Annotated in this window: 19 protein-coding genes and 1 tRNA gene; 10 read left to right on the forward strand and 10 right to left on the reverse strand. The window is 40.4% G+C overall.

The window, feature by feature from the left end:
* The gene (locus J2755_RS02775) at positions 1-720 is read left to right on the forward strand and encodes an aspartate/glutamate racemase family protein (RefSeq protein ID WP_209679349.1); all 720 of its coding nucleotides are present in this window, start codon (positions 1-3) and stop codon (positions 718-720) included.
* A 40-nt stretch (positions 721-760) separates the two neighbouring features.
* On the opposite strand, the gene J2755_RS02780 is transcribed toward J2755_RS02775, so the two are convergent.
* Both J2755_RS02780 and J2755_RS02785 read right to left on the reverse strand, forming a co-directional pair.
* Positions 761-1,414 (reverse strand): flavodoxin family protein, encoded by a 654-nt coding sequence (locus J2755_RS02780; RefSeq protein ID WP_209679352.1) that lies wholly within the window; start codon positions 1,412-1,414, stop codon positions 761-763.
* 31 nt (positions 1,415-1,445) lie between these two features.
* Entirely contained in the window at positions 1,446-1,685 is a 240-nt protein-coding gene (locus J2755_RS02785) for an MTH865 family protein (RefSeq protein ID WP_209679355.1), read from the reverse strand.
* A 188-nt stretch (positions 1,686-1,873) separates the two neighbouring features.
* On the opposite strand from J2755_RS02785, the gene J2755_RS02790 reads away from it, so the two are divergent.
* The gene (locus tag J2755_RS02790; RefSeq protein WP_209679357.1) at positions 1,874-2,623 is read left to right on the forward strand and encodes a winged helix-turn-helix domain-containing protein; all 750 of its coding nucleotides are present in this window, start codon (positions 1,874-1,876) and stop codon (positions 2,621-2,623) included.
* A gap of 41 nt (positions 2,624-2,664) precedes the next feature.
* Here the strand turns inward: J2755_RS02790 and J2755_RS02795 are convergent, their stop codons facing one another.
* Positions 2,665-3,975 carry a sensor histidine kinase gene (locus tag J2755_RS02795; RefSeq protein WP_209679359.1) on the reverse strand — a complete coding sequence of 437 codons (1,311 nt, stop codon included), beginning with the start codon at positions 3,973-3,975 and terminating at the stop codon, positions 2,665-2,667.
* 214 nt (positions 3,976-4,189) lie between these two features.
* Positions 4,190-5,626 (reverse strand): TrkH family potassium uptake protein, encoded by a 1,437-nt coding sequence (locus J2755_RS02800; RefSeq protein ID WP_209679361.1) that lies wholly within the window; start codon positions 5,624-5,626, stop codon positions 4,190-4,192.
* Between the two features lie 311 nt (positions 5,627-5,937).
* Between J2755_RS02800 and rsgA the strand changes: the two genes are divergently transcribed.
* The 3 genes from rsgA to J2755_RS02815 all read left to right on the forward strand — a co-directional run bounded on the left by rsgA (position 5,938) and on the right by J2755_RS02815 (position 8,666).
* Entirely contained in the window at positions 5,938-7,032 is a 1,095-nt protein-coding gene (rsgA, locus tag J2755_RS02805; protein WP_209679363.1) for a ribosome small subunit-dependent GTPase A, read from the forward strand.
* 101 nt (positions 7,033-7,133) lie between these two features.
* Entirely contained in the window at positions 7,134-7,352 is a 219-nt protein-coding gene (locus J2755_RS11515; RefSeq protein ID WP_209679365.1) for a PAS domain-containing protein, read from the forward strand.
* 39 nt (positions 7,353-7,391) lie between these two features.
* Positions 7,392-8,666 carry a PAS domain-containing sensor histidine kinase gene (locus tag J2755_RS02815; RefSeq protein ID WP_209679367.1) on the forward strand — a complete coding sequence of 425 codons (1,275 nt, stop codon included), beginning with the start codon at positions 7,392-7,394 and terminating at the stop codon, positions 8,664-8,666.
* 62 nt (positions 8,667-8,728) lie between these two features.
* Here the strand turns inward: J2755_RS02815 and J2755_RS02820 are convergent, their stop codons facing one another.
* A complete protein-coding gene (locus J2755_RS02820) occupies positions 8,729-9,853 on the reverse strand; it encodes a cytochrome c biogenesis CcdA family protein (RefSeq protein ID WP_209679369.1) in 1,125 nt (374 codons plus the stop codon).
* Positions 9,816-10,265 (reverse strand): hypothetical protein, encoded by a 450-nt coding sequence (locus tag J2755_RS02825; protein WP_209679371.1) that lies wholly within the window; start codon positions 10,263-10,265, stop codon positions 9,816-9,818. Before J2755_RS02825 ends, J2755_RS02820 begins: the two co-directional genes overlap by 38 nt.
* A gap of 150 nt (positions 10,266-10,415) precedes the next feature.
* Here J2755_RS02825 and larB point away from each other — a divergent pair, with 150 nt between their 5' ends.
* Positions 10,416-11,204, forward strand: coding sequence for a nickel pincer cofactor biosynthesis protein LarB (gene larB, locus J2755_RS02830; RefSeq protein ID WP_209679388.1), 789 nt, complete (start codon positions 10,416-10,418; stop codon positions 11,202-11,204).
* Positions 11,201-12,403, forward strand: a complete 1,203-nt coding sequence (gene larC, locus J2755_RS02835; protein ID WP_209679391.1) for a nickel pincer cofactor biosynthesis protein LarC — start codon at positions 11,201-11,203, stop codon at positions 12,401-12,403. Before larB ends, larC begins: the two co-directional genes overlap by 4 nt.
* 30 nt (positions 12,404-12,433) lie before the next feature.
* Here larC and J2755_RS02840 read toward each other — a convergent pair whose 3' ends face one another.
* The 4 genes from J2755_RS02840 to J2755_RS02855 form a co-directional block, all read right to left on the reverse strand.
* Positions 12,434-14,089: a PAS domain S-box protein gene (locus J2755_RS02840; protein WP_209679394.1), complete on the reverse strand. Its 1,656-nt coding sequence runs from the start codon at positions 14,087-14,089 to the stop codon at positions 12,434-12,436.
* 669 nt (positions 14,090-14,758) lie between these two features.
* Positions 14,759-17,401, reverse strand: a complete 2,643-nt coding sequence (locus J2755_RS02845) for a PAS domain S-box protein (protein ID WP_209679397.1) — start codon at positions 17,399-17,401, stop codon at positions 14,759-14,761.
* Positions 17,402-17,635: 234 nt separating this feature from the next.
* On the reverse strand, positions 17,636-20,476 hold the full coding sequence (locus J2755_RS02850; protein WP_209679400.1) for a PAS domain-containing sensor histidine kinase: 2,841 nt from the start codon (positions 20,474-20,476) through the stop codon (positions 17,636-17,638).
* Positions 20,477-20,783: 307 nt separating this feature from the next.
* Positions 20,784-20,857: transfer RNA gene (locus J2755_RS02855), tRNA-Val, on the reverse strand.
* Between the two features lie 159 nt (positions 20,858-21,016).
* Here J2755_RS02855 and J2755_RS02860 point away from each other — a divergent pair.
* The 3 genes from J2755_RS02860 to J2755_RS02870 are packed head-to-tail and all read left to right on the forward strand — an operon-like array spanning position 21,017 to position 25,084.
* Positions 21,017-21,397 (forward strand): hypothetical protein, encoded by a 381-nt coding sequence (locus J2755_RS02860; RefSeq protein WP_209679403.1) that lies wholly within the window; start codon positions 21,017-21,019, stop codon positions 21,395-21,397.
* On the forward strand, positions 21,397-22,263 hold the full coding sequence (locus J2755_RS02865) for a metallophosphoesterase (protein WP_209679406.1): 867 nt from the start codon (positions 21,397-21,399) through the stop codon (positions 22,261-22,263). Before J2755_RS02860 ends, J2755_RS02865 begins: the two co-directional genes overlap by 1 nt.
* Complete coding sequence (locus tag J2755_RS02870; RefSeq protein WP_209679908.1) at positions 22,256-25,084, forward strand: DEAD/DEAH box helicase; 2,829 nt, start codon at positions 22,256-22,258, stop codon at positions 25,082-25,084. Before J2755_RS02865 ends, J2755_RS02870 begins: the two co-directional genes overlap by 8 nt.
* The last annotated feature ends 10 nt before the right edge of the window (positions 25,085-25,094 follow it).

The raw sequence follows: 25,094 nt of genomic DNA on the forward strand, positions 1-25,094 counted from the left end.
ATGGAAAAAACAGAGAGGGACAAAACAGTTGGTATTTTCGGCGGCATGGGTTCGGAATCAACAGCACACTTTTTCTTCAAGCTGATAAAGAGCACGCCGGTAAAAAAAGATCAGGATCACCTCCACATCATCATAGACAATAATTCCAGTGTACCTGACAGGACGCAGGCTATCCTCGGAAATGGAGAAAGTCCTGTTGAAGAAGGGAGAAAATCAATTCGTATGCTGGAAGAAGCAGGTGCGGAAATAATCGCTATTCCCTGCAATACCATGCACTACTACCATTCTGAACTTCAAAGCGTCACATCTGCTCCAGTAATAAACATGGTTTCGGAGACGGCTTCCCACATTTCCAACATCTATCCAGAAATAGAGAAAGTTGGGCTGCTGGCAACCACAGGAACCCTGAAAAGCAAACTCTATCATGAGGCAATCCAGGATACAGAGGTATTGACACCTGATGATGAAATGCAGGAAAAAGTAATGAATGCAATTTACGGGGAAAAAGGGATTAAAGCCGGATACACAAAAGGAAATCCTCATGATAAGGTGATGGAGGTGGTCAATGTGCTTCTCGAAGAAGATGAAGCAGAAGCAATCATCCTCGGATGTACTGAGCTTTCCCTGTTGCCTGTACAAAATGAAATAGATGTTCCGGTGATAGACCCTCTTCAGGTTCTGGCAGATGTGGTTGTAAAAGAAGCAAAAGCTGATCTTTAAACATACAGGTTACTATCGATAGCAACCTGCTTTCTAAAAATCACTTATTCTTAAGTTCCTTTGCAATTGCCTCACCCATTTCTTTTGCACTTTGGACAGCATCAGGTTGATCTTCAAACGTGTTAACACCTGCTGACTCAACCGTGGCATCTGGTCCATAAAGCATTTTTATGGCGCTCATATCACATTCATCACCGTGTCCACACCTGATGCATGGAACGTTGCCTAATACATTAACTGAACCTATAAGATTCATACCCTCTTCCATCATGTAATATGCAACTGCATTGATCCCGTTTTCACAAGCTGGTGGTAACATCTCAATCCCTTCCGGGACAGCGCACGTCATTATTATTCCACCCGGTTTTCCCCGCATGAAACCATGATTATGACGAAGCGGGTAAAGACGTTCAATGAATGCCTTTGTACGCCCGTCAAGGGAAGAGTAGGGCGTGAAGCCTGCAACTATTAATGCATCAGCTTGTTTAGCTTTCTCTGCCAGGACATTGCCACCGTCATTAACCACACAAGTATTTGTTTCAACGCATCCCAAACAGGCGCGACATGGCTCAATGTCGTAGTCTTTTAGCTTAACAAACTCAGTTTCCAAACCGGTAGCATCCAACGCAACTTTTAGTGCCCTGTCAGTATTGCTATCAGATCTTGGAGAACCGGATACTCCTAATACTTTCATATGACCCCACCAAAAATTAAAAAATCAGGGATTAGAGCCCTGCTCTTTTAACAATGACGTCTGCAACCTGTTTTGCACTTTCAAACGGAAAATCTTCGGCTGTAAGAAGTTTTCCTGCTTCTCCGGCGGTTACTTCAACATCCCCTGCCTTGCATGTAGTATCTGCTCCTGCAGGAAATGCTGCAAGAAGGGCATCGGGAGTTTCAATCGGGAAAGTTGCGTTTGCAAGCCCACCGACAATCTGGGAATGGATTTCATCTCTTACACTCATGTTTTTATCTCCTTAGATTCCAATCTGTGATTTTGATTTCCCCGGAGAATTAAACCACGATACAAGATTTACTGCTAACGATATATACTTGAGCGGCACTGGAATACACTAACTACATTTGAGTAACTGTAATGACCTTTAAAGTCTTGTCAGAAACTCTTATAAATTAGATAAATGCATTTCATATTATGGACGATAGCAAGGATTCAGAAATAAATGATATTCAGGAAAAACTCAATGAGATTCACCGGGATATTCGTACATTTATTGAGGATTCCAACAGACAACATCTGGAATCTATTCTGGCCTTTGTAAGAAGTGATTATTCCAATGTTCTTGAAAATCATTTGAAAAAGGACATTGAAACAGGGCTCGCAAAAAATATGGTGAAAAAGTGTGACAGGCTTGAAGAATGCAGGGCAAACTTTACGGCTACTTTGAATCAAAGCGCATCTCTCATAAAAAAGTCCAGTGTTGATGAAAAATTAATTGATACAAAACGCTCCGATTTCAAAGATTTGCGGGCTACAATGCCTTACAAGAAGTGTGACATCTGTTTTGCAGAAGCCTCAGATCTATTTGAAAAACAGGTCATTCTTATGAAATCGTTGAAAATATACGAAACAAAAACGGATCAAAAGCAAGCCATCTCTCTTATTCCCTCACAATCGGCCATTGAAGATGTGCTTGAGCCCTGCTGTCACACGAAACGATTTGAAATCCTAAAGGCAGTTTCCTGTCAATCGATGAGTTTTTCCTCGCTTTCACAGCTTACGGGACTTCGTGGAGGAAACCTTTTATTTCATCTCCAAAAGCTCACCGATAGCGGGATGATTATTCAAAAACATGAGCGTGGAGATTACATTATTACAGGAAAGGGCTTCAGGGTAATGGAAGGAATCAACGATATATATTGCTCTCTTTTCAATGAACATTGAATCCTTAAGCTGAAAATAAGAATGGATGAATATAAGCACTATCAGACCATTTCTCCGTTAACCGGAATAGTAAAAGAAAAAGTACTTCCTTTGCCTACTTCACTTTCTACCTGAACGGTGCCGCCATGCATATCAACATACTCTTTTACAAGGGCAAGTCCCAGGCCGGTTCCGCAAACTTCAGGATTTCTGGATGATCTTACCTGCCTGAATGGATCAAAGATAGTCCGTTGCTCGTCAACAGGAATACCAACGCCGTTATCAGAAATTGAAAAGTTCATTACTCCGTCATTCTGATCAACCTTGATATTGACATCCCCGCCTTCGGAGGTAAACTTGATTGCATTACTGAGCAGATTGTAGAGAATCTCTTTTAGTTTCGTGGGATCAGCATACAATTCATCATTTTCTGATGAAATTTCCTCAGTAACATTAATAGATTTTTTGTCTGCCAGTGGCTGCACCAGCATTTTCGAGCTTGCAATTGTGGGTTTCAGGTTTATCATTTTAGGCTCAAAGGACATCTTTCCGGATTCTACTTTTGAAAGATCAAGAATGCCGTTAATGAGATCCAGAAGATGTTCACCACTTTTCAGGATATTGAACGTGTACTTGTCCTGTTTCTCATTTAACTCACCAAATTTTCCGTCACCCAAAATCTGTGCAAATCCGATTATTGAATTTAGAGGTGTACGGAGTTCATGGCTCATGTTTGCCAGAAAACACGATTTTATCCTGTTTAATTCTTCAGCCTCAGCTTTTTCAGAAATAGCTCTTTGAATCTCCTTGCGTTCGCTGATATCCCTGACAATTGAAATCGTATGGGAAACGCCATCATAAGTAAAGCTTCTGTTACTTATTTCCACAGGAATCGTTGTACCGTCTTCCCTCGTTCCATGAGTCTCAAAAATTGCACTGGATTCGGTTTTTAAGGAACCAAAAGGCTCAGAGTCATACAAATCAAATATAGACCTATTCAATAGTTTATTCTTTGTATAACCCATTTCGTTTATGGCTGTCTTGTTGGCATCCATAATAGTACCATCATTTCTAAGAACAAACAGGGAATCGTTTGAGTTATCAAAAATATCCTGGAATTTAGTGTTGGCTTCTTCCAGATGAGTAGATTCGGTTCTGATTCCCTCATAAAGCCGCATAGAAAACACTGAAAGACTTCCCACAAGGAAAAGAGAAGTTATCAAAAGATGGGATAATTCATAGTTCCCGTAGAGAGTTAAATCCATTATGTGCTCATGGAATAAATCGAAAGTTACCGTGGAAATACTTACAGCAACAGTTAAAATCGCAATAATGACCAGATCACGATATGCATTTTTTGAATAAGTATCCACAGGCGTTCACTTCCACGATAATATAAGATCATGTGATCTGCTCAATAAAATAAAATTAGTATACTTATATATAAGTGTGTGGTCTAAAAATCTCATATTCTTTTTTTTGTTGTAGATCAAAAATCTGATTAAATTCATTGATACATTTAGTTTTGCAACTGTTTATCCAATTCAATGATTAATAACCACAAAAAATGATCGAAAATGAAAGGTATCAGTGTCTCCAAAAAGCAGGAGTAAGGAGAACAATGACAGTAAATACCTCAAGTCTTCCTATCCACATATTCGCTATCAGGATTAATTTTCCAAGATCAGGAATTGCATCGAAGTTAGCCATAGGACCCACAAGACCAAGACCCGGACCAACGTTTCCAAGGGTTGCGATAGACGCGCTCAAAGTTGTAACAAAATCCATTCCCATCAGGGAAAGAAGGGATGAGCTGACAACGAAAATCATGAAGTAAATAACCATAAAAGACACGATTGACTGAATTACTTCGTCGGGAACAACTTTTTCGTTAAAGCGGATGGGTTTGATGGCCTTTGGATGAATTACCTTGAAAAGCACATTTCCTGCATATTTCACCAGAAGCAGGAAACGAACCACTTTTATGCCGCCGGAAGTAGAACCTGCACATCCTCCTATAAACATCAGCAAAAAGAGAATGAAACGGGAAGAATCTGGCCACAGGTTGAAATCCGCTGTTGCATAGCCCGTAGTTGTCAGGATAGAAATAACCTGAAAACTACTGTACCTGAAAGCATCAGTTATGGAATAGACTTCAGTCCTGAAAAGCATGAAAGCAAGGACAAGAGTTGCAACAGCAATTATTAAAAAGTAAAACTGGAATTCCTGATCTTTTACCAGACTTGTTTTATCAGCAAATATTGTTTTGTAATGGAGGGCAAAGTTAGCTCCGCCAAGAAACATGAAAACAAGGAAAATAGCTTCAACTGTCGGATTCCCAAAAGCTGCGATGCTATCAGAATAGGTGGAAAATCCTGAGCATGAAATAGAAGTGAATGTGTGGGTAACTGCATCATAAAAAGTCAGACCGGCGATACTCAATGCAGCAATTTCAATTAATGATAGAACTATATAAACAAGCCAGAGGATTTTTGCAGTTTCCCTGATTCTGGGACGCAATTGCTCTTCTTGAAGGCCGGGAACCTCAGCACGGAACATTTGACGTCCTGCAATACCAAGTTTTGGCAGGATAGCAATGAACAACATAATTATTCCCATACCACCGAGCCATTGGGTCATAGCTCTCCAGAATAGCAGGCTTCGACTATGGCTTTCAATATCCGCAAGCGCAGTAGCCCCTGTGGCAGTTACACCGGACATGGCTTCAAAAAGAGCATTTATTGGCGGAACGCCTTCAATGATGTAAGGCAAAGAACAAAATATTGCAGCTACAAGCCAACCTGAAGCTACTATAAAAAAACCTTCTCTCATATTCCATTCTTCATCTTCCCTTGTGAGGAAAAGAGTAAAAATCGCTGCAACAAAGACCGTAACAGTTAGAGGTATACCAAAAGTAAAAAGAGATTCACCGTAGTAAACAGATACAAGCAACGGGATGAACATAAAACCGGAAATTAACCAGAGAATTGATCCCACTACGCCTACAACTACACCAAATCTCAAACTGATCACATCACATGTTGCATTTGAAGTTCTTCTATAACAGGTATACTCAGCACTTATATTTTCCTGCTAATTACAATTAAGTTATCGGCAGAAAATGAATCAAAATCCACTTCTTCATCGTAAACCCAATTGCAAACCGAGCACCTGTATTTCCCTATGTAAAACACCTTTCTGATTACCAAAATAAATTTGAAATAACCTCTACAACAGAATAAATTTTGTTGGTAATACTTGATAAAGTGTTCTTAAAGGAAGAATACAGAAGCAAGCAAAAGACATATTCATGTTGTTAGCGCTACATTATTCCAATGAATGAGAAGAGAGATTGCGGAACTTTTAAAGAAACAGAAATAACTTCGATTCCGGGGTGGAATACAGAGCTTGAAGAAGCTTTTGCAGTTTATAAGGGACCCTATGTTGCAGGAAGAGTGGCAGCCCAACACAAGACCGTATTTGACATAATCATTCAAAATGCAATGATACAGGCAGCAGTTTCAGGAGCAATGCGACGTATTGGAAAACAGCCTGTTGTAGGGGATTATATCGTATTATTGGATCAAGCTGAAATAAACACCTATACAATTGTGGATATCCTGCCACGAAAAACATGTCTTGCCCGTGGATCAACCGGGGAAAGCAGCGAAGAGCAGGTAATAGCTGCCAATATTGATACAATCTTTATTGTCACAGCTGCAGGAAAAGATCTCAATTTAAGGCGGCTTGAAAGATATCTTACCATTGTTTATGCATCGGGAGCAAGACCTGTTATTCTTCTGAATAAAATAGATCTTACTGAAGATGAGAATAATTTAGCAAGAGAAATAAAGGAAATTGCAGACGAAGTACCTGTTATTCCAATTAGCGCCCTCACAAAAAGAGGCCTTGAAGGTCTGGAACCTTATATCAGCAATGATAAAACAGTAGCCCTTATAGGTTCATCTGGAGTTGGAAAATCAACTCTAATTAACGCTTTTTGTGGTGAAACCATTCAGAAAACCCTTGAAGTGAGGAAAGATGATGACAAGGGGAAACATACCACTACGGTAAGACAATTATTCATCCTTCCAAATGGAGGGATTTTCATTGATAACCCCGGAATCCGGGAAATCCAGCTGGGTGATAGTTCCGAAGGCCTTGACAAAACTTTCTCGGATATTGCCGAAATTGCAAAAAATTGCAGGTTTAAAGACTGTACTCATAATGATGAACCAAAATGTGCTGTCAGGAAAGCAGTAGAGAAAGGAGTAATTTCGCAGGATAGATTGGATAGTTATCATAAGCTAGTCAGTGAACTTGCTTTTCAGTCAGAAAAAGCTGAACTTGGACTGAAAAGGCTGGAAAAGAAAAAGTATAAAGGTATAGCTCAAACCGCAAGAAAATACCGGGAATATACGGGGAAATAAGTTGCAATACTTGCAAAACCCGTATCTGAGCATCAAATAGAATTAATAAAAAAATGAGAAAGTATATTAATCACCTATTTTATTGAGTTATAGGGATCTTTGTGGACAATATTGGTCATGATAAAGATGGGAACTCGGCCCAAAGAGCAACAGTAAACAATGAGTTACTTTTAAGAAAAACTGCTCTTGAAAATTCTATAAGTCCAATTGTATTCCTTGATCCTGACTGGAATTTAACTTATGCAAATAATGCTTTTCTCGAATTATGGGAATTTAATACAGAAAACGAAGTTTTGGGCAAACCCGTAACTGAATTCTAGCATGATGCGAATGAGCTATTACATATTCAGGAAACGCTCTTGTCAATTGGTCTTTGGGCAGGAGATATTGCCTGCAGAAAAAAAAGTGGCAAAGCATTCATGATAACCCTGTCCGCAAATCTTGTTCGGGAAGACAATGGTGATCCTCTTGCAATTGTAGTTTCTTATACAGAACCACACGGCAATGATACCAAAAAGGTGGATCGGAAACTGGAAAAACTACATCAGGATTTGCTGGATTCCCTCCCACATACTGTTTTTGAAGCAAATCTGCTTGGTAAAATAACCTTTGCCAATTCTGCTGCCTACAAAATGTTTGGCTATACACCGGAAGATGTCAAAAAGGGGCTAACTATTTTTGACACTCTGGTCCCGGAAGACCATCACAGAACAAGAGAAAATATTCTTAAATTTGTCAAAGGCGAAAAAGTCCTGAACATGGAATATACAGCAAAGACAAAGACGGGTGAGACATTTCCAATGCTAATAAATATTACCTTGCTTTACCGACGAAGAATTCCAGTCGGGATGCGAGGTACGATTGCTGATATCTCTGCCTTCAAAGAGGCCGAAAAAGAAATTATTCAGGCCAAGCTCGAAGCCGAAGCCGCTAATCGCTCAAAAAGTGAATTTCTGGCTAATATGAGCCATGAACTCCGCACACCTCTAAATTCAATAATCGGTTTTTCTGAGATTCTTCTTTTGAACAAGTTTAACTCCCTTACTGATAAGGAATTAAAATTTACGCACAACATTGCAACCAGCGGAAAACACCTTCTTGAAATAATAAATGACATTCTTGATCTTTCAAAAGTAGAAGCCGGAAAGATGGAGTTTCTGCCAGAAGATATGGACATTCTGGATACGTTTGAAGAAATCGAAAGACTTATGCTCCCACTTTGCATAAAAAAGAATCTGGATTTGGCTTTCAATGTCGAATTTGAAGATCCAATAATAAATGCTGACAGGCTCAAATTAAAGCAGATTCTCTACAATCTGATTAGCAATTCTATTAAGTTCACACCTGAATACGGGCGTATTACCACAACTGCAAAAAAAATAGGAGATAGTTTAGAAATCGCGGTTAATGACACCGGAATCGGAATTTCTCCTGAAGCACAGGAAAAGCTCTTTTTGCCATTTGTACAAATCGATTCATCTATTAACCGTAACTATGAAGGTACGGGTCTTGGGCTAACGCTTGTTAAGCATTTTGTGGAAATGCATGGCGGAAGACTTAATGTTGAAAGCAGTGAAGGTGTTGGAACCATTTTTACTATAACATTTCCGGATCAGATGATAGACAGCCAGTAAGCATTCGTTTTTTCGACAGAACAAAGACTCTCCATCTAGCTGCCTATATCCAGCCGGATGTTTTAGATCACGTTAAAATACAACAGTACAGCAAGTAGTATCAGCACTACACCTGTAACAAAACGTATTGCTGAACGTCTTTTCTCCCTGAATTCCATCACTGTTTCAGGGCTCAATCCAAATGCCAGGAAAATACCGAGTCCAAGCACCGGAAATACAACACCGAAATTGTAAATGACGAGATAGAAAGCACCTTCCAGAAGATCGGTTCTTGAGATTAACATATCCAGTATGGAAAGGTAAACCGCTCCGACACAGGGAGCTTTGACCAGCGAGAACAAGCCGCCTGCAAGGAATGACAAAGCAAGCGCATTCTTCCCATGTATGTTATTCATAAATGAGATTACCGAACCTGGTGTTTTGAACGTTGATTCAGAATGCTTTCTAAGGTAATACGCATCATAGACATGCCAGATGCCCAGGATACCTATGATTACCGTCATGAATAATGTAATAGCGCCTCTGGATTCCGGAAGTATGCTTACCGCCTTAAGAAAACTTAATCCGGCTATCATGTAGGTTGTAAAAATACCCGCGCAGAAGCTCCCGACTACTATGAGCATTTCTTTCTTGCCACCGTTTGATGAAATTGTTACCGATGCAAGAAATGCCATTACTGCTAGAAGGCAAGGATTAAACCCCGCAAGGAAACCCGCTATCAATACAACAGCCGGAGATAGCTCAAAGGGAGTACCTTCTTCCTCATTCTCTTCTGCTAAGTGCTCAATTGTCTCATCATCAGGAATTGCAGGAGCATTCTCAATCGCATCAATCAACAGGTTCTCAAGTACTGCAGGATCGCCTTCATAATCTGAATAAGAGATAACGGTCGTCTTATTCACCACAATAGCAGGAACAGTGTAGATTCCATAGCTCTTCAGAAGGCTGTAGGAAGTTGCTATATTGTGTGTTGTGTAATTACTGTTGTCATATTTGTTGATTACAGAATCTATGACAGGTGATGTTTGCTCGCATTTCAGGCAACCATCTTCATAAAAGTACTCAACCAGTATTTCATCCGAAGGTGCTGCCATAGCAGGAGAAATACCTGAAATAGCAAGGAGAAACACCAGAAAAAAGATTATTGAATCAGTGGCATACTGTCGTAGCACATGTCTCTTTGTCATAGTTACGCTCTGAAACCTTCATTTTTTCGACATGCAACAATTCACCTGTCTCTGCTGAAATATAGCTTTCAACAACATATATATCGCTGATTTTCTGGCAGGCGCAGCTTCGCTCCATAATTTCCACTTTCCAGATATTGTCTTCAGACATATCGGTTCCATTTAGGGCTTCAGGCACTTCCTGAATCAGAGTTGTCCGCGTGACTCTCCAATCCGGTTCATCGTAGTACCTTGACATAAAATCAGCAACATCAGAGTCATTCATCGTTATTGATATTGCCTGAGAATCATTAAAATTCAATACAATTCCTTCATCGGTTGTCGGCGGTTCCGCTATTGAAACACAGCCTGCGCTTACAATACTAACTAAAACCACCACAGCAACTGCTGCAAGCATATTTGTTTTTTGCATTTGTGTACCCCACTATTATATACAGATTAAAATTTATATAATATAAATCTAATTAGCCGATTTCGCGTATTTCAGGAATTTTTAAGGCTGAAAAACGTCAAAGTGTAGCTACTAATCAGCAAAACTATTCACGAAAAGGCAGGAGTGCAAATGAAACTAGAAAAAATTCTGGAACAGATCAAAAATGGTGAAATTGATCTGGAAACAGCCAAAGCAAGCATCAGTTCAATGGGTTACACTCCTGTTTCGGAAATTGCCAAAATAGATACCTGCAGAAGACATCGAACAGGTATCATGGAAGCGATTCTTGCAGAGGGAAAAAAGCCGCATGACGTTGTGGATATAGCAAACGTCCAGATAACTGCAACAGGCAGGGTCCTGATAACCCGAATTGGAAAAGAGCACAAAGACGCACTGGAAGTTTCATTTGCTCCCGAGCAAATAGACTGGAGCCTTAATGGAACTACAGCAGTTGTTCATAACAACACCCCTGTAACCAGGACCGGAGGAGTTGTAGCCATTATCACTGCTGGAACTGCGGATATTCCTGTGGCGGAAGAAGCCAGAATGGTAGCTTCGGAAATGGGATGTGATACTCTTGCCATTTATGATGTTGGAGTCGCCGGCCTTCACAGGCTGGTTGGTGAAATGCATAAGCTACAGGAAAGGAGACCAGATTCAATTATAGTCGCTGCAGGTCGGGAAGGAACACTTCCAACAATTGTGTCCGGACTTGTGGATGTTCCGGTAATCGGCCTTCCCGTATCCACAGGTTATGGAGCAGGAGGAAAAGGAAAAGCAGCCATGTTTTCAATGCTGCAATCGTGTTCTGTTATATCCGTTGTAAACATCGATGCCGGGTTTGTTGCCGGGGCTTTTGCCGCAAGAATTGCAAATACTGTTGCAGAAGCAAGAAAACAAAGTGGTGATTGTGAATGAAAGCCCTTGTTTTTGATGCATTTTCTGGTGCTTCCGGAGACATGATACTTGCCAGCCTGCTTGCGCTGGGTGCAGACAGGAATAAAATTACCACTACACTTGAAAATGCACTGGGAATTTCTGTTTCCGTAGGAAAAACAAGCAAAAAGGAAATCGAAGCCACGGATGTCCACATCCATGTAAAAGAGAAAGAAAAAACCAGATGTTATGCTGAAATTGTGGAAACTGTTAAATCTATGGGGCTTTCGGATGAAGTTGAAGAAAACACATTATCCGTTTTTGCAATAATAGCTGAAGCCGAAGCAAAGGTTCATGGAGTTTCCCTTGAAGAACTTCATTTCCATGAAGTAGGACAAAATGATGCCTTTGCCGATGTAATCGGCTCCTGCATGGCACTTCAGGATCTGGGTTTTAGTTGTGGGGACTCAATTTTCTGTACAGCGTTAAATGTCGGCGGAGGTATGGCTAAAACAGCACATGGAACACTGCCGGTGCCGGCTCCTGCAACCCTTGAAATACTGAAAAACAGAAAATTACCGTTTTACGGCGAAGGAAACAGGGAACTGCTAACCCCTACTGGAGCAGCACTTCTTGCTCATTTTGCAAAACCCATAAAGACACTGCCCTGCGGAAATCTGCTTGAAATCGGATACGGTGCAGGGGATGCAGATATGGAAACTCCCAATGTCCTTCGCATAATGCTGATGGATTTGGATGAAGAAGCGGCGTGTCTTTCAAAAGATACAATTGAAGTGCTGGAAACAAATGTTGACGATGTCACCGGGGAAATACTTGGAAATCTCTTTGACAGGCTCCTTTCAATGGGTGCCAGGGATGTTGTCATAATTCCTGCAACCATGAAGAAAAACCGGCCGGGATACGTTATAAAAGTGATTACATCTCCAGAAAGCAGTGCACTTCTGGCCCGGGAGATAATAAAAGAAACCGGTACACTTGGTGTACGTGTGATGCCATCCAGACACAGATTCAAAACCGAAAGGAAATTTGAGACTATAAACGTCCAATTCAACGATCTTAGTTCTGACGTAATCGTAAAAATAGCTCAGGATTTAAGTGGTGAAATACTTCACATCTCGGCTGAATACGAAGATTGTAAGATTGTTGCCAGAAAAACCGGTTTGCCACTAAAAGATGTTATACGAAAGGTAGAGGATGAAGCCTGGCGGAAATATATGTGAAATAAATACTATCCTGTTTTCCTGAAATGCTTATGCTTTGGCATTTAGTGGTAGCGTAAAAGTAAATTCACTGCCCTTGTCAACTTCGCTTTTTAGATTGATGGTTCCGCCATGCATTTCAACATATTTCTTGACTAAAGCAAGTCCAAGACCAGTTCCCTCATACTGACGATTAGTAGCGGAATCAACCTGTCTGAAAGGATCAAAAATATCTTTCTGGTATTCCCGTGGAATGCCAATTCCTGTATCTGCAACTGATATCCGGATCTTGTCGCCGGTCAATTCCAAATTTATATCAATTTTTCCCATTTCCGGAGTAAACTTGAGTGCATTGCTGAGAAGATTGTACATTACTTCTTTAATTTTGATACCGTCAGCAATAACTTCTAGATTTTGAGGATGCAAATTGATTGTCAGATTAATAAATTTTCTCTTTGCCATGGGTTCCATCAACGTACCTATCTCACCAATTAATTCAGAAATGTCAATTAAAGAAGGTTCAAATTCCATTTTGCCGGATTCTACTTTTGAAAGATCAAGAATGTCATTTATTATTTCAAGAAGGTGTTTTCCACTGTCCGAAATGTTTCTTGCATACTTTGATTGCTTTTCGCTAAGATCTCCAAACTTGTTTAACTGAAGAAGTTCGGAAAAACCGATTATTGAATTTAGAGGTGTGCGGAGTTCATGGCTCATGTTGGCCAAGAATTCACTCTTTGATCGATTAGAAGCTTCAGCTGCAATTTTAGCATGGAGTAGGGAATCCTCTACTTTCTTCCGATTAGTAATGTCCCTCCCAATACCTAATACCCCAATTAGCTTTCCTTCAACATCATACATGGGTGTTTTGATTGTCTCAAGCAATTCTCTGTGCCCATCATCAGCATAAGTGATTTCTTCTTCGTTTATGGATGATTTACCGGCATACATCGCATCCAGATCTTTTTTCCTGAAAAAAGATGCAAGTCCCTGATCTAAAAAATCATAGTCTGATTTTCCAACAATTTCCAGTTCTTTTGCACCAAAAAAACGTTCAAATTTTGAATTGCATGCAAGATAGACACCATCAGGATCTTTAAGCCAGACTAAATCAGGGATAGTGTTAACTAGTGTCCTGAGTCTTCCCCTGCTTTCTATCAATTCCCTTTCTATCTTTTTACGCTTAGTAATATCAATTGCAGTAGCTGCCAGATATTTAGGTTTGCCGTTCTCATCTTCTACAATTGCAACACTCATCAAAGTAGGGAATTCAGTACCATCCTTGCGGACATGCCAACTTTCAAAATAACTGAAACCTCCGTTTTCCAGCAGTGACCCATTGATTCTATTAACGTCTTCCATTTGTTTTTCATTATGACATATGGAAATGTCATTTCCAATCATTTCATCAGGACTATACCCATGAATTTTCGCAAAATAGGAATTCATGTACAAAATGTTGCCCTGAAGATCAGCAATAGCATTACCGAAATTTGCAGTGTCAAATATCGTCTTGAACTTGCCGGCTTCTTCTTCAGCTTCTTTTCTTACAGTTATATCAATTAGATTCAAAAGAACAAAAGTTGGGTTTGTTTTGGAAAGAGGAGAAACTTTCATCAAAAACCATTGCTTTTCGTCTGGAAAGTGACATGGATATTCAATTTCAAAATAGTCTATTTCCCTTTTTATAACACTCTTTATCCCCATAGCAGCATCGGAGAATACACCGGTGTTTTCTTTTTTGTTTTTAGAGCATATATTCAGGCAAAGAGACTCTTCCAGACTTATGACTGGATTTAACCGATTGCTTTCAACAAAAGACTTCCAGCTCTCATTTGTATAAACAATTGCTCCATCGGGGGAAAAGATCGCAATTTTGTCTTTCCACAGATCAAATTGTTCAGCAGATTTTAGGATATCTGATAGCCCTGCTGATACAGACTACTTTGATAAAGGATTTTGACAACGTTTTTTCAAGAAAACACCTCTAAGTAAATCGCAATCCTATACGATATATGAAAAGTAAATTATATAAATTGAACTAAATAATAATAGTTTTAATAATTTAAAATAAATGGACCTGCTGGATTAAATTGTATTGATTTGCTATCCACTAATTTTCCAGTTTTGACTCTAAAAGGAAAGGCATTTTCAGAAGCTGTTAATCATAATATGAAGGCATATTTGCAATTAATGCTATTGAATTTGCTACATATTGGAAAATGAGATTTATTTAATAGACAAATTCAATAAATAATCAATAAATAATTGTTATATTATATTTTCCACTGGAAAATAGGGGGTGAAATCAAAGATTAAAATTGAATTTAAACCATATTTAGCCTATGAGAAAATTACTAAACTAAAAAATATTGATCAATTTTTATTCTTTCCAAGTGGAATAGTAAACGTAAAAGTGCTCCCCTTTCCAACTTCACTTTCCAGCCAGATTGTTCCATGGTGCATCTCAACGTATTGCTTGACAAGAGCAAGCCCGAGCCCGGTACCCTCATATTCACGACTGAAGAATGAATCAACCTGCTTAAAGGGTTCAAAAATTCTTTTTTGTTCTTCTTCGGGGATTCCAATACCGTTATCTGAAACAGAAATCTGCACTTTATCCCTAACCTTACGTGCATTTACACGTACTTTTCCATTTTCAGGTGTAAATTTGATTGCATTGCTGAGAAGGTTGTACAGGATTTCTTTTACTTTGATTTTTTCAGCAAATATTTCCATATTGATAAATTCGATGCTGAAACGAAGATGGATAGATTTTTTATGGGCAATAGGTTCCATCAAAAGCTGAACTTCATCAAGCACTTCCGGAAGACTGATATTTTCAGGTCCAAATTCCATATTCCCGGCTTCAATCTTTGACAAATCCAGTATTTCATTGATAAGTTCCAGTAGATGCTGGCCACTTATTGAAATATTCTTGGCATACCGTACTTGCTTATCGCTGAGTTCCCCTGTCCTGTGCAGGAGAAGCGCTTCTGAGAAGCCTATTATTGAGTTAAGCGGGGTACGGAGCTCGTGACTCATATTTGCAAGGAATTCAGATTTTGTCCTGTTTGCTTCCTCTGCTGCTATTTTGCTCTGCAAGAGGGCATGCTCGGCATTTTTCCTTTCAGTGATATCATAAGAAATGAACATAATTCCTGACAATTGACCATCTTTAGAGAAAATGGGAGTGTCATCTACATTTGCAAAAAATTCATTCCCATCCCTTCTCTGTACTTTGATTTCATCTCCCCAGCTACCCTTTTCCTGCAAAGATTTTATGACTTCAGCGGTCTGATCAGGCTCAATATCAGCCCGCATCACCTGTGCAATATGCAAACCCTTGACATCATTAAACTGACATTCATAAAGTTTTTCCGCTGCTTTGTTCATATATTCAATTTTACCATAAGGATCGGTCGTAATCACAGCCTGGGTTATGGAATCCAGCATATGAGCCTGAGCCCTGATTGCTTTCTCTGATTCTTTACGTTTCAACAAGTGACTGATGTTCTCACCTACAAGCTGCAACAGTATCAGTTCGTTTTCTGTCCACCGGCGATGCTTACATACTGAATCAAAACCTAAGAAACCAGTCAGTTTTTTTTCCTGAAACATAGGAACAACAACAAGTGACTTGATACCCTGAATTTCAAAATGCTCGCGTTCAAGTTGTGCTTCAAATGAAAGGGAAGCTACATCCTCTACATAAAAAATCTCATGGCTACGCATCGTTTGCGTAAAAAAGGGCAATTCCTTGCTCAAATGAATGCCCTGAAGGTTCTTGATTTGTGGTGATATACCTTCATCACACCATTCATGAGTATTGTCGGCATAATTTTTGTCTTCCCTGAAAAGGAACACATATGCCCTGTCAGAATTGGTGAAGCTTCCTATTAAACCCATGGCGTTTTCGATTGTGGAATCGATTTCATCAATACTTATTTCCACAAAATCCGTCGAGATGTTGGTAATGAGTCGCTCAAAATCAATACGCTGCTTCAAGTCATATTCTGTTTTCCTGGCTTCAATGCCCTTGCCAATGATGTTTGCTATTGTATAAAGTATGGAAATATCGTCTCTGTCCCACCCACCAATATTATTTACATTATCCATTCCAATAAAACCAGATATTTCACCTTCAATCACTACCGGAAAAACAATGAGGGATTTTATATCCTGCATCTCCAAAAGTTCTTTTTCCACCTTTGCTTCAGAAGGTAAAGTTGATACGTTGGAAATAAGAATAGTTTCTCCAGAATTGATTTTCTGAGTCCACCAGGGAATCATACCAGATGGCATATTCTGCAGGTTTTCTTTTTGACGACTCACCCCGCATGCACACCATTCATGTGTATTGTCCATCAATGTTCTATTTTCACGGTACTGAAACAGGTATGATCTGCTTGCACAGCACAATGAACCCATCCGTGCAAGGGCGTCATCTATAGCTTCATCAATATTAAAAGGTGAAACAAACATCGAAGATACCGATGCGATTGTTTCTTCTATTGCAAGCTTTCTCTGGATTAAGGCCTCTGAATTCTTGCGCCGGGTGATCTCACGAATAATTGCAATAGCATGCCAAAAACCATTCTGAGATTTTACTGAGGAAAGAGACAATTCAATCGGTATTATTCTCCCTGATTTCGTTATTCCTTCCAGTTCCAGAATATTCCCAATAGCAGAGCCTGTGCCTGTTTTCGTAAAGTGATCAAAAAATGATTCGTATTGCAGCCTATCCTTTTCAGAACAAAGATAATTGTGAACATTTTTGCCTAGCATTTCTTCTAAAGAATATCCAAAAATAGACTCTGCTGCTTTGTTCCAAAAGATTACTTTCCCTGAGTTATCAATCATGATTATAGCATCACGGGCATTTTCAGCCAGCAATTGAAATATCCCTCTTGAATCGATAGATGGAAGAGACGTATTGACGTCCTCCAAAATGTTTGTATATTCCGAGAAAGAAATTTTTTCACACTTTTTGTCAATCAGACCAGATTTTGTGGTCATTTTGCCTCCAGAAAAACAGGGAGGTTTCGGACATTTAATAAATTGTTTTTCAGTATTAGGGTGTTAAAGTTTGAAATTTGTGGTATAAAAAAGTTGTGACAAATGATCTTTACTTGGTTGAAGATAGAATTTATATAAAGCTTAAAGAACAGATGTCTAAGTAGTAGTGAAAAATCTTGTTAGAAAATTGATAGTTATTAATTTCCTTTTTTCCACTTTCATAAACCGAGGACATTAATTTAAGGGAAAGAAAGCTTCAGAAGAACCCTGGTTTAATGGAACAGTAAATGTAAACGTACTTCCCTTTCCAACTTCACTTTCAACCCAAATTTCTCCACCGTGCATTTCTACATATTTTCTGACTAAAGCAAGTCCTAAACCAGTTCCACCATAATTGCGGCTGGTAGAAGATTCAACTTGCCTGAAGGGATCAAAAATGGTATTAAGATTCTCAGGAGAAATTCCAATACCACTATCCGAAATCAGTACTTTCAATTCATCATTGTCAATCCTTGAATTAACACAGATTTTTCCATAATCAGGTGTGAACTTAATTGCATTACTAAGGAGATTATACAAAACTTCTTTGAGTTTGAGCCTGTCAGCGCAGATTTCCAATTCATCATAGTCAAGAGTGAAATCAAGAGAAATAGACTTACTTTTTGCAAGAGGCTCCATTTGTGAAATCGTTTCAATGATTAGCTCGGAAATATTCATTAACTGAGGGGTGTAATCCATTTTACCGGATTCTATTTTTGAAAGATCCAGCACGTTATTGATTAACTCCAATAAATGTTTGCCACTTCCCAGGACATTTGATATATATTTTGCCTGCTTCTCATTCAATTCCCCATAATTTTCATTTTTCAGAAGTTGAGAAAAACCAATTATTGAATTAAGCGGGGTACGGAGTTCATGACTCATATTTGCAAGGAATTCGGATTTTGTCCTGTTTGCTTCCTCAGCCGCAATTTTACTCTGTATCAATGAAAATTCAGCGTCTTCACGAATGGCTTCCAGTTCCAGATTGGAAAGCGCAAACGATATATCTCCAACCACTTCTTCAAAAAGTTCTATTACTTCTTCATCCTCTGAAAACTCCACAGGAACAGCAGTCGAAATTACCCCGTATATCCTGTTTTTGTATTCAAGTTTTGAAACAAAAACAACTGAGTCTTCACAAGCCTGTGATATAAGACACGCATTACAATCCTCAGAGGATCTTATGCAGCGCATAATAGTATTTTTAGTTAGGGCCTCAAGGGTACAATGGGGTAATCCCTCATTATCTAATTGCTCAAGTAAAAGTTTATAGGAGTCACCAAGCCCGGCTTCCTTCACAACGACTGGAATCTTATTTTGATCAAGGAGACAAATCCATGTATTGGAATAACCATGTCCTTCAGTAAGAGTGGTGCAGATCTCCTGTATTAACCTGAAAGGATCTTTTTCTTTTACAATTATCTGGTTTACATTTCGAATTGATCGAAGGATGGAATCAAGATACCTGATGCGCTCCTCATTCCTTTTCCTCTCGGTGACATCGTTAACGATAAAAATTGCCCTCTCGAACCTTCCATGCCTATTAGTGAGTCCCGAAGAGTTTACGACTACGTCAATGAGAGCCCCGTCTTTTCTCACCATTTTGTATTCCTGGTTGTATGAAAAACCTGTAGCAAGTACTTCTGAAAGGGAAGCCATGGCTTCATCCATGCATTCAGGATGGACGATTTTTGACAGGTGCTGGCCAACTACTTCATCCCTCTCATAACCAAGAAAGGTTTGTATCCGATGATTGCAATCTACAATTATACCTTCTTCATTTACTGAAGTTATCAAATTGGCAGCGGTTTCAAAAATTAAGCGATAATTTTCTTCACTTTCTTTCAGTGAAATTTCAGCCTTTTTTTGCTCAGTGATATCGCCGAATACAGTCGCAAACTGGTTGCCTTTCAGGGAGAATACTGAAATTACAAAATACTTATCCGTTGGGGGGAAGAAGGTCTCAAATTGGTAAACCTCGCCTGTTTGAGCCACCTTTGTGTAAATATCCAGATACGGTGCATCAGTTGAACCATAGATTGCCGATGCCTGCTTACCTATGACTTCTGTCTTTTTAAGGCCGAGGATGTTTTCATATTGATGGTTCACATCAATTATCCTGTAGTCAATTGCATTACCGAAATCATCATAAACCAGCTCATGGAAGCAAACTCCTTCCAGCATTGAACTGTAGAGGGATTTGAATCTTTCCTCAATCTCAAAACGTGATTTTTCCGCACGTTTTCTCGCAGTAACGTCATGAACCGTAACAAAAACCATTGAGGGCTGTTCTTCTAATTCCCGGGCCTTTGGGATTGCATTGAAATTTACCCAGACATTCTCTTTTTTGTTTGGGTTATAAACACCTAAAACGACGTCCTTAACAGGCTTGCCGGTTGATAAAGCACGTATAGGAGGATAATCCGCAGAAGCAAGTGGAGAGCCATCCTCCTGAATTATATCCTGTTTCATAGCGGAAGGGTCCATGTCCAGAAACTGGTCACGGGTCAATCCGAATATTTCAAGCGCTGCAGGATTTACATCTTCGATAGTGCCGTCAGATTTCTGAAAAAAGGCTCCCTGAGCCATATTGTTAAACAGCAAATGGTATTTTTCTTCTTCCTGCTCAAATTTGAGAAAATTACTTTCCAGCTCTTTATATCTGGTGATATCAACAAAGCGCAGTATTGCACTGGTGGGACATTGAGTCGAAAGTGGCTCTACCTGCATCAAAAACCAGCGTATTTTCCCTGAATTGCTACAAAAATGCTCCATCTCAAAGGGTTTCGCAGTTTCATGCAAAGTATTGCTTATTGCCAATGCTTCACTTGAATCCCTGTCAAATAAATCCAGAAAAGATGCTCCTTCACTATATTTATCAAGATCCAGATTGTGACATTTTAAGAATGAATCCCAATTTTTATTTGCATAGAGAATGATACCTTTGGGGGAAATAATTGAAAAAATATCTTTTTTGAGATCAATTATTGGATGAGGCACAAGCGAATCATATGAATTTGTCCTGATAGTCATTGAACTGATCTCCAAGCAATTTCCAGTGAAGGAAGACGTCCTCCGGCCCATACCATATAAAGTAGGTCTTCGTACAATTATTTAGATTTAAAAGTATTAAGTAAGTAGTATCAAATAATATAGTTAGTTCTTTTTTAATACTCATTTTAACTAAAGGATGATGAAATGTGAAGCTCAAACGAAAGGTTAGGAAGAACAACTTCAAAAGAACAATATATTTTGGCAAAATGTGTTTGACAAAATCCCGCTTACAAACCCTCGAAAAACAGATGTATTTGCTCCTAAAAACGCTATCAGAAGAAAAAGGTGGGCTCGGGGAGGTTCGAACTCCCGACCTCCGCCGTGTGAAGGCGACGTCATAACCAGCTAGACCACGGGCCCCCTGTCAGTAACAATTTTTAAGGTTGATTATCGGTAATAAGGCTTTTTATTAGCAGTAAATGTGGGGAGCTTAATATATTTTGATTCCAGTGTTTTACTTATCCTTGAGCATAAGGAGGGGTTCTTACGATTGACAATATAATTCCGAGACAAAGAACAATGTCCACAAAGCTGGGCGGCATTCTGATGCTGATCAGTGAAACCATGTTCCTGTTTTCAATCATGAATTTTATCATGATAACAAGGCTGCAGTATTACAATGCAACCGACTCGTTTATGAGATCGCTGTTTCCGCATTACCTCTACTTCTTTATAGCTCTCTCCCTTGTTGCTTTTGGAGGAATGTGGTTTGCCTATGTTTTTGTCATTCCCAGCAAGCAGAAGTTCTCACAGGAGCAGGCGGTGAAAGATGCTCGCAGTCCTACCTACAATCGCCTTGTGGAAATGCATGAAGACCTCACAAGAATCGAAAACTCAATCCTCAAACTCAACGAAAGGCTTGACAGAATGGAAAGCCATGCTGCTGGAAAAAAACAATAATGCCTGTAAAAACCTATCCGATTCCCGATGAGCCTGCCCTTATAGTGGAAGGGGAAAGCAAGGCTCTTGTTATAGCGGACATCCACATTGGCATCGAGTGGGACCTCTACAGCAGTGGATTTCTCGTACCCAGCCGCCTTGAAGAGCGGATGAAAAGGATAGAAGAATACATCCAGCAAACCCAACCCGACCGAATAATACTGCTGGGGGATATCAAGCACAATGTACCCCAGATCTCATGGCAGGAAAGGGATGAAATACCCTACTTCCTCGGAAAACTGGCAGGACATGCACCTGTAGATCTCTTTCCCGGAAACCATGACGGAAACATGGAATTACTCCTCCCTGACGAAGGCGATGTTACCCTGCACCCTTCCAGAGGTGACGTTATAGAAGATGTTGGTTACTTCCACGGTCATACCTGGCCTTCCCCGGTAGTTGCATCCGCACCCCTCATAATTACAGCTCACAATCATCCCACCGTTCGGCTCACCGATTCACTCGGCTATGCTGCCACAGAACAGGCATGGCTTCGCACACACCTACTCACCGACGTCATTGCTGAACATTACAGCAAAGTGGGAATCTCAATGGAAAACTCACCCACAAAACCGGAAGTAATCGTTGTCCCTGCTTTCAATGAAATCTGTGGAGGAGTTCCCTTCAACGAAGCAGGGATGGATGAATTGTTGGGTCCTGCTTTCTCCTCAGGGGCAATTGATGTGGATAATGCACAGGTCTACCTCCTTGACGGTATGCAACTGGGAAAAGTCAAGGATATCAGGAAACTTGACGTCACAAAAAAACGACCTCCAAGAAAACGAAGAAACAAGGGTAAGAAAAACGGAGGGAAAAAGTGTGACTGAGAATGTTTTCAAACTCCTTTCCCCTGCCATACAGGAGGAACTGGATGCAAAAGGCTTCATAGAACCCACCGAGCCCCAAAAACAAGCCATACCTCACATACTCAACGGAGAAAACCTGCTGCTCATAGCCCCAACAGGTTCCGGAAAAACGGAAACCGCTATTTTCCCCGTATTCAATCACATTCTTGCAAAGCCTCCTGAAGAGAGAACCGGGATTTCTGCCCTCTATATCACTCCGTTGCGTGCCCTGAATAGAGATATGCTCGGAAGGATACAGCTATGGGGAAAAGAACTCGGCGTCAAAGTCATGGTCAGGCACGGGGATACCAGCCAGTATGAGCGGCAAAAGCAGTCAAAAAATCCCCCTGATTTGCTGATTACAACCCCTGAAACACTGCAGGCAATGTTCACAGGAAAGCGGTTGAGACAGAACCTGAAATCCGTAAGTTTTGTTGTGGTGGATGAAATTCACGAGCTTGCAGCCTCCAAAAGGGGAGCACAGCTTGCAATCGGTCTGGAAAGACTTGTTGAGCTTTCAGGGGAGTTCCAGAGAGTTGGACTCTCGGCAACTGTGGGAAACCCCGAAATTGTAGCTAAGTTCCTCGCGGGTGCAGAACGGGACATTCGTATTGTAAAGGTTGAAATGCTGAGCCTGCTGGACTTCAATGTAATTACTCCTTCAGTAACCGAAGATGATCTTAAAGCAGCCCGGAATATCGGCTGCTCATCTGAACTCGCATCACACCTGCGAATAGTCGGAGATATAGTAGAAAAGAAAAAATCCACTCTCATTTTTGTCAACACACGACAGAGTGCAGAAATGCTGGCATCGGGATTCCGTATCCTGGAGGTGCCAATCGGTGTGCATCATGGTTCCCTGTCCTACGAAGCGAGACTGGAAGCCGAGGAATCATTCAAAGGTGGAGACCTCAGGGGTCTTATCTGCACTTCATCAATGGAACTGGGAATTGACATCGGCGACGTGGATCATGTAATCCAGTACGGATCTCCCAGACAGGTTTCACGACTCCTGCAAAGGGTGGGAAGAGCAGGCCACAAAATCCACAAGATTTCCGAAGGAACAATTATCGCAATGGATTTTGATGATATTGCGGAAAGCATGGCAATAACCCATGATGCGACCCTGGGACTTGTTGAGAACGTTTTTCCACAAAACAATTCCCTTGATGTAATCGCCAATCAACTCTCAGGGATAGTACTTGATTTCGGAGACGTGGAAATCGAAAAAGTCTTCAAAATACTGAAACGTACCTATCCTTTCAGAAATCTCACTCTTGAAAGCCTGAACAGGATTGTAGACCAGACAGTATCCAATCGCCTTGTATGGCAGGATGAGGGATCAAGCAAGATCTCAAGGAGGCGCAAGAGCTGGCAGTACTACTACGAGAACCTGTCAATGATTCCCGATGAACGAAAGTTTGAGATATTCGATATCGTTTCCGGTAAAATCGTGGGAAACCTTGACGAAGCTTTTGTAGTAAATTTTGCAACTCCTAGAGCCATATTCATAACAAAGGGTGAAGTCTGGAGGGTTATCGAAATGCTTCCTGACAGGGATCGAATCAAGGTTGAGCCGGTGAAAAGCCTTGGAGAAGTCCCTAGCTGGGTAGGGGAAGAAATTCCCGTACCTTTTGAAGTGGCACAACATGCAGGACGCCTCCGAAGGCAGGTAGCAAATCTTCTCATATCAGGAATGGATGAAAACGCTGTTTCTGAAACTATCCGGGAGGAGTATCCGGTTGATGAAGAAGCGCTTAGAGTTTTCATCGATATGATTCAGGAGCAACTGGATTCAGAGGCACCTGTGCCGGATGACAAACATATCGTAATTGAGGAACATGGCGATTCTCTGGTAATCAATTCATGTTTCGGCCACAACACCAATGATACACTGGGAAAAGTTCTCACGGCCCTGCTTGCAGCACGTAGTGGCAGCAGTGTGGGACAGGAAACCGATCCATACAGAATAAGACTTCGTTTTACAAAACGCATGAGAGCGGAAAGACTGCGTGCGGTTTTGGAAGAAATAGAACCGGAACATGTCGAACCTATCATTGAGATGACACTCAAGAATACATCCCTGATGAAATGGAAAATGGTTCAGGTAGCCCGGAAATTCGGAGCACTCAGCAAGCAGATAGATTATGACAAAATCAGCATGAAAAAGCTGCTTGAGATTTACCAGCACACCACTATGTATGATGAAGTGCTCAGGGAAATTTTCCAGAACCTCCTTGATGTAAGACAGGCTGGCAAAGTCCTGAAAGCTATACAGTCCGGGGAAATAGTATTACTTACGGGTAAGGCATCACCTATTGGTTCTGCCGGATTTGATGCCAAGAAAGATTTAATTGCACCTGACAGGCCGGAGGGTGCCATTCTTGAAACAATGAAAGAGAGGATACAAAATGACAGGGTAATCCTCTTTTGTGTTCATTGTACCAAATGGGTTTCCCGGAAGAAAGTAAAAAGTGTTCCTGATGACATCATTTGTCCAATATGCAATTCAAAAATGATTGCAGCCCTGAAGCCCTGGGAAGAAGAAGACGTCAAACTTGTTCGCAAGAAAGACAAAGTCACTGCAAAAGAAGACAAGAAACGCATCCAAAGAGTTTACAGGAATGCAAATATCGTTATGACTCATGGAAAAGATGCGGTCATAGCCCTTGCAAGCAGGGGCGTGGGACCTGAAACCGCCTCCAGGATCATACAGAAAATGAGGCTTGAGGAAGATGAATTCTACAGGGACATTATGGAAGCCGAACGAAACTATGCCAAGACAAAACAATTCTGGAGCTGAGAAATCGATT

Origin of the sequence: Methanohalophilus levihalophilus (assembly GCF_017874375.1) — an archaeon.
Lineage (GTDB): Archaea > Halobacteriota > Methanosarcinia > Methanosarcinales > Methanosarcinaceae > Methanohalophilus > Methanohalophilus levihalophilus.

What these genes read in the sequence shown, in the direction of transcription:
- larC (WP_209679391.1), top strand. Translation starts at nt 11,201, where the DNA reads ATGAAAGCCCTTGTTTTTGATGCATTTTCTGGTGCTTCCGGAGACATG.
- J2755_RS02780 (WP_209679352.1), bottom strand. Translation starts at nt 1,414, where the DNA reads ATGAAAGTATTAGGAGTATCCGGTTCTCCAAGATCTGATAGCAATACT.
- J2755_RS02790 (WP_209679357.1), top strand. Translation starts at nt 1,874, where the DNA reads ATGGACGATAGCAAGGATTCAGAAATAAATGATATTCAGGAAAAACTC.
- J2755_RS02850 (WP_209679400.1), bottom strand. Translation starts at nt 20,476, where the DNA reads ATGACTATCAGGACAAATTCATATGATTCGCTTGTGCCTCATCCAATA.
- larB (WP_209679388.1), top strand. Translation starts at nt 10,416, where the DNA reads ATGAAACTAGAAAAAATTCTGGAACAGATCAAAAATGGTGAAATTGAT.
- J2755_RS02860 (WP_209679403.1), top strand. Translation starts at nt 21,017, where the DNA reads ATGTCCACAAAGCTGGGCGGCATTCTGATGCTGATCAGTGAAACCATG.
- J2755_RS02775 (WP_209679349.1), top strand. Translation starts at nt 1, where the DNA reads ATGGAAAAAACAGAGAGGGACAAAACAGTTGGTATTTTCGGCGGCATG.
- J2755_RS02840 (WP_209679394.1), bottom strand. Translation starts at nt 14,089, where the DNA reads ATGGGGATAAAGAGTGTTATAAAAAGGGAAATAGACTATTTTGAAATT.
- J2755_RS02825 (WP_209679371.1), bottom strand. Translation starts at nt 10,265, where the DNA reads ATGCAAAAAACAAATATGCTTGCAGCAGTTGCTGTGGTGGTTTTAGTT.
- rsgA (WP_209679363.1), top strand. Translation starts at nt 5,938, where the DNA reads ATGAATGAGAAGAGAGATTGCGGAACTTTTAAAGAAACAGAAATAACT.
- J2755_RS02820 (WP_209679369.1), bottom strand. Translation starts at nt 9,853, where the DNA reads ATGACAAAGAGACATGTGCTACGACAGTATGCCACTGATTCAATAATC.
- J2755_RS02865 (WP_209679406.1), top strand. Translation starts at nt 21,397, where the DNA reads ATGCCTGTAAAAACCTATCCGATTCCCGATGAGCCTGCCCTTATAGTG.
- J2755_RS02845 (WP_209679397.1), bottom strand. Translation starts at nt 17,401, where the DNA reads ATGACCACAAAATCTGGTCTGATTGACAAAAAGTGTGAAAAAATTTCT.
- J2755_RS02785 (WP_209679355.1), bottom strand. Translation starts at nt 1,685, where the DNA reads ATGAGTGTAAGAGATGAAATCCATTCCCAGATTGTCGGTGGGCTTGCA.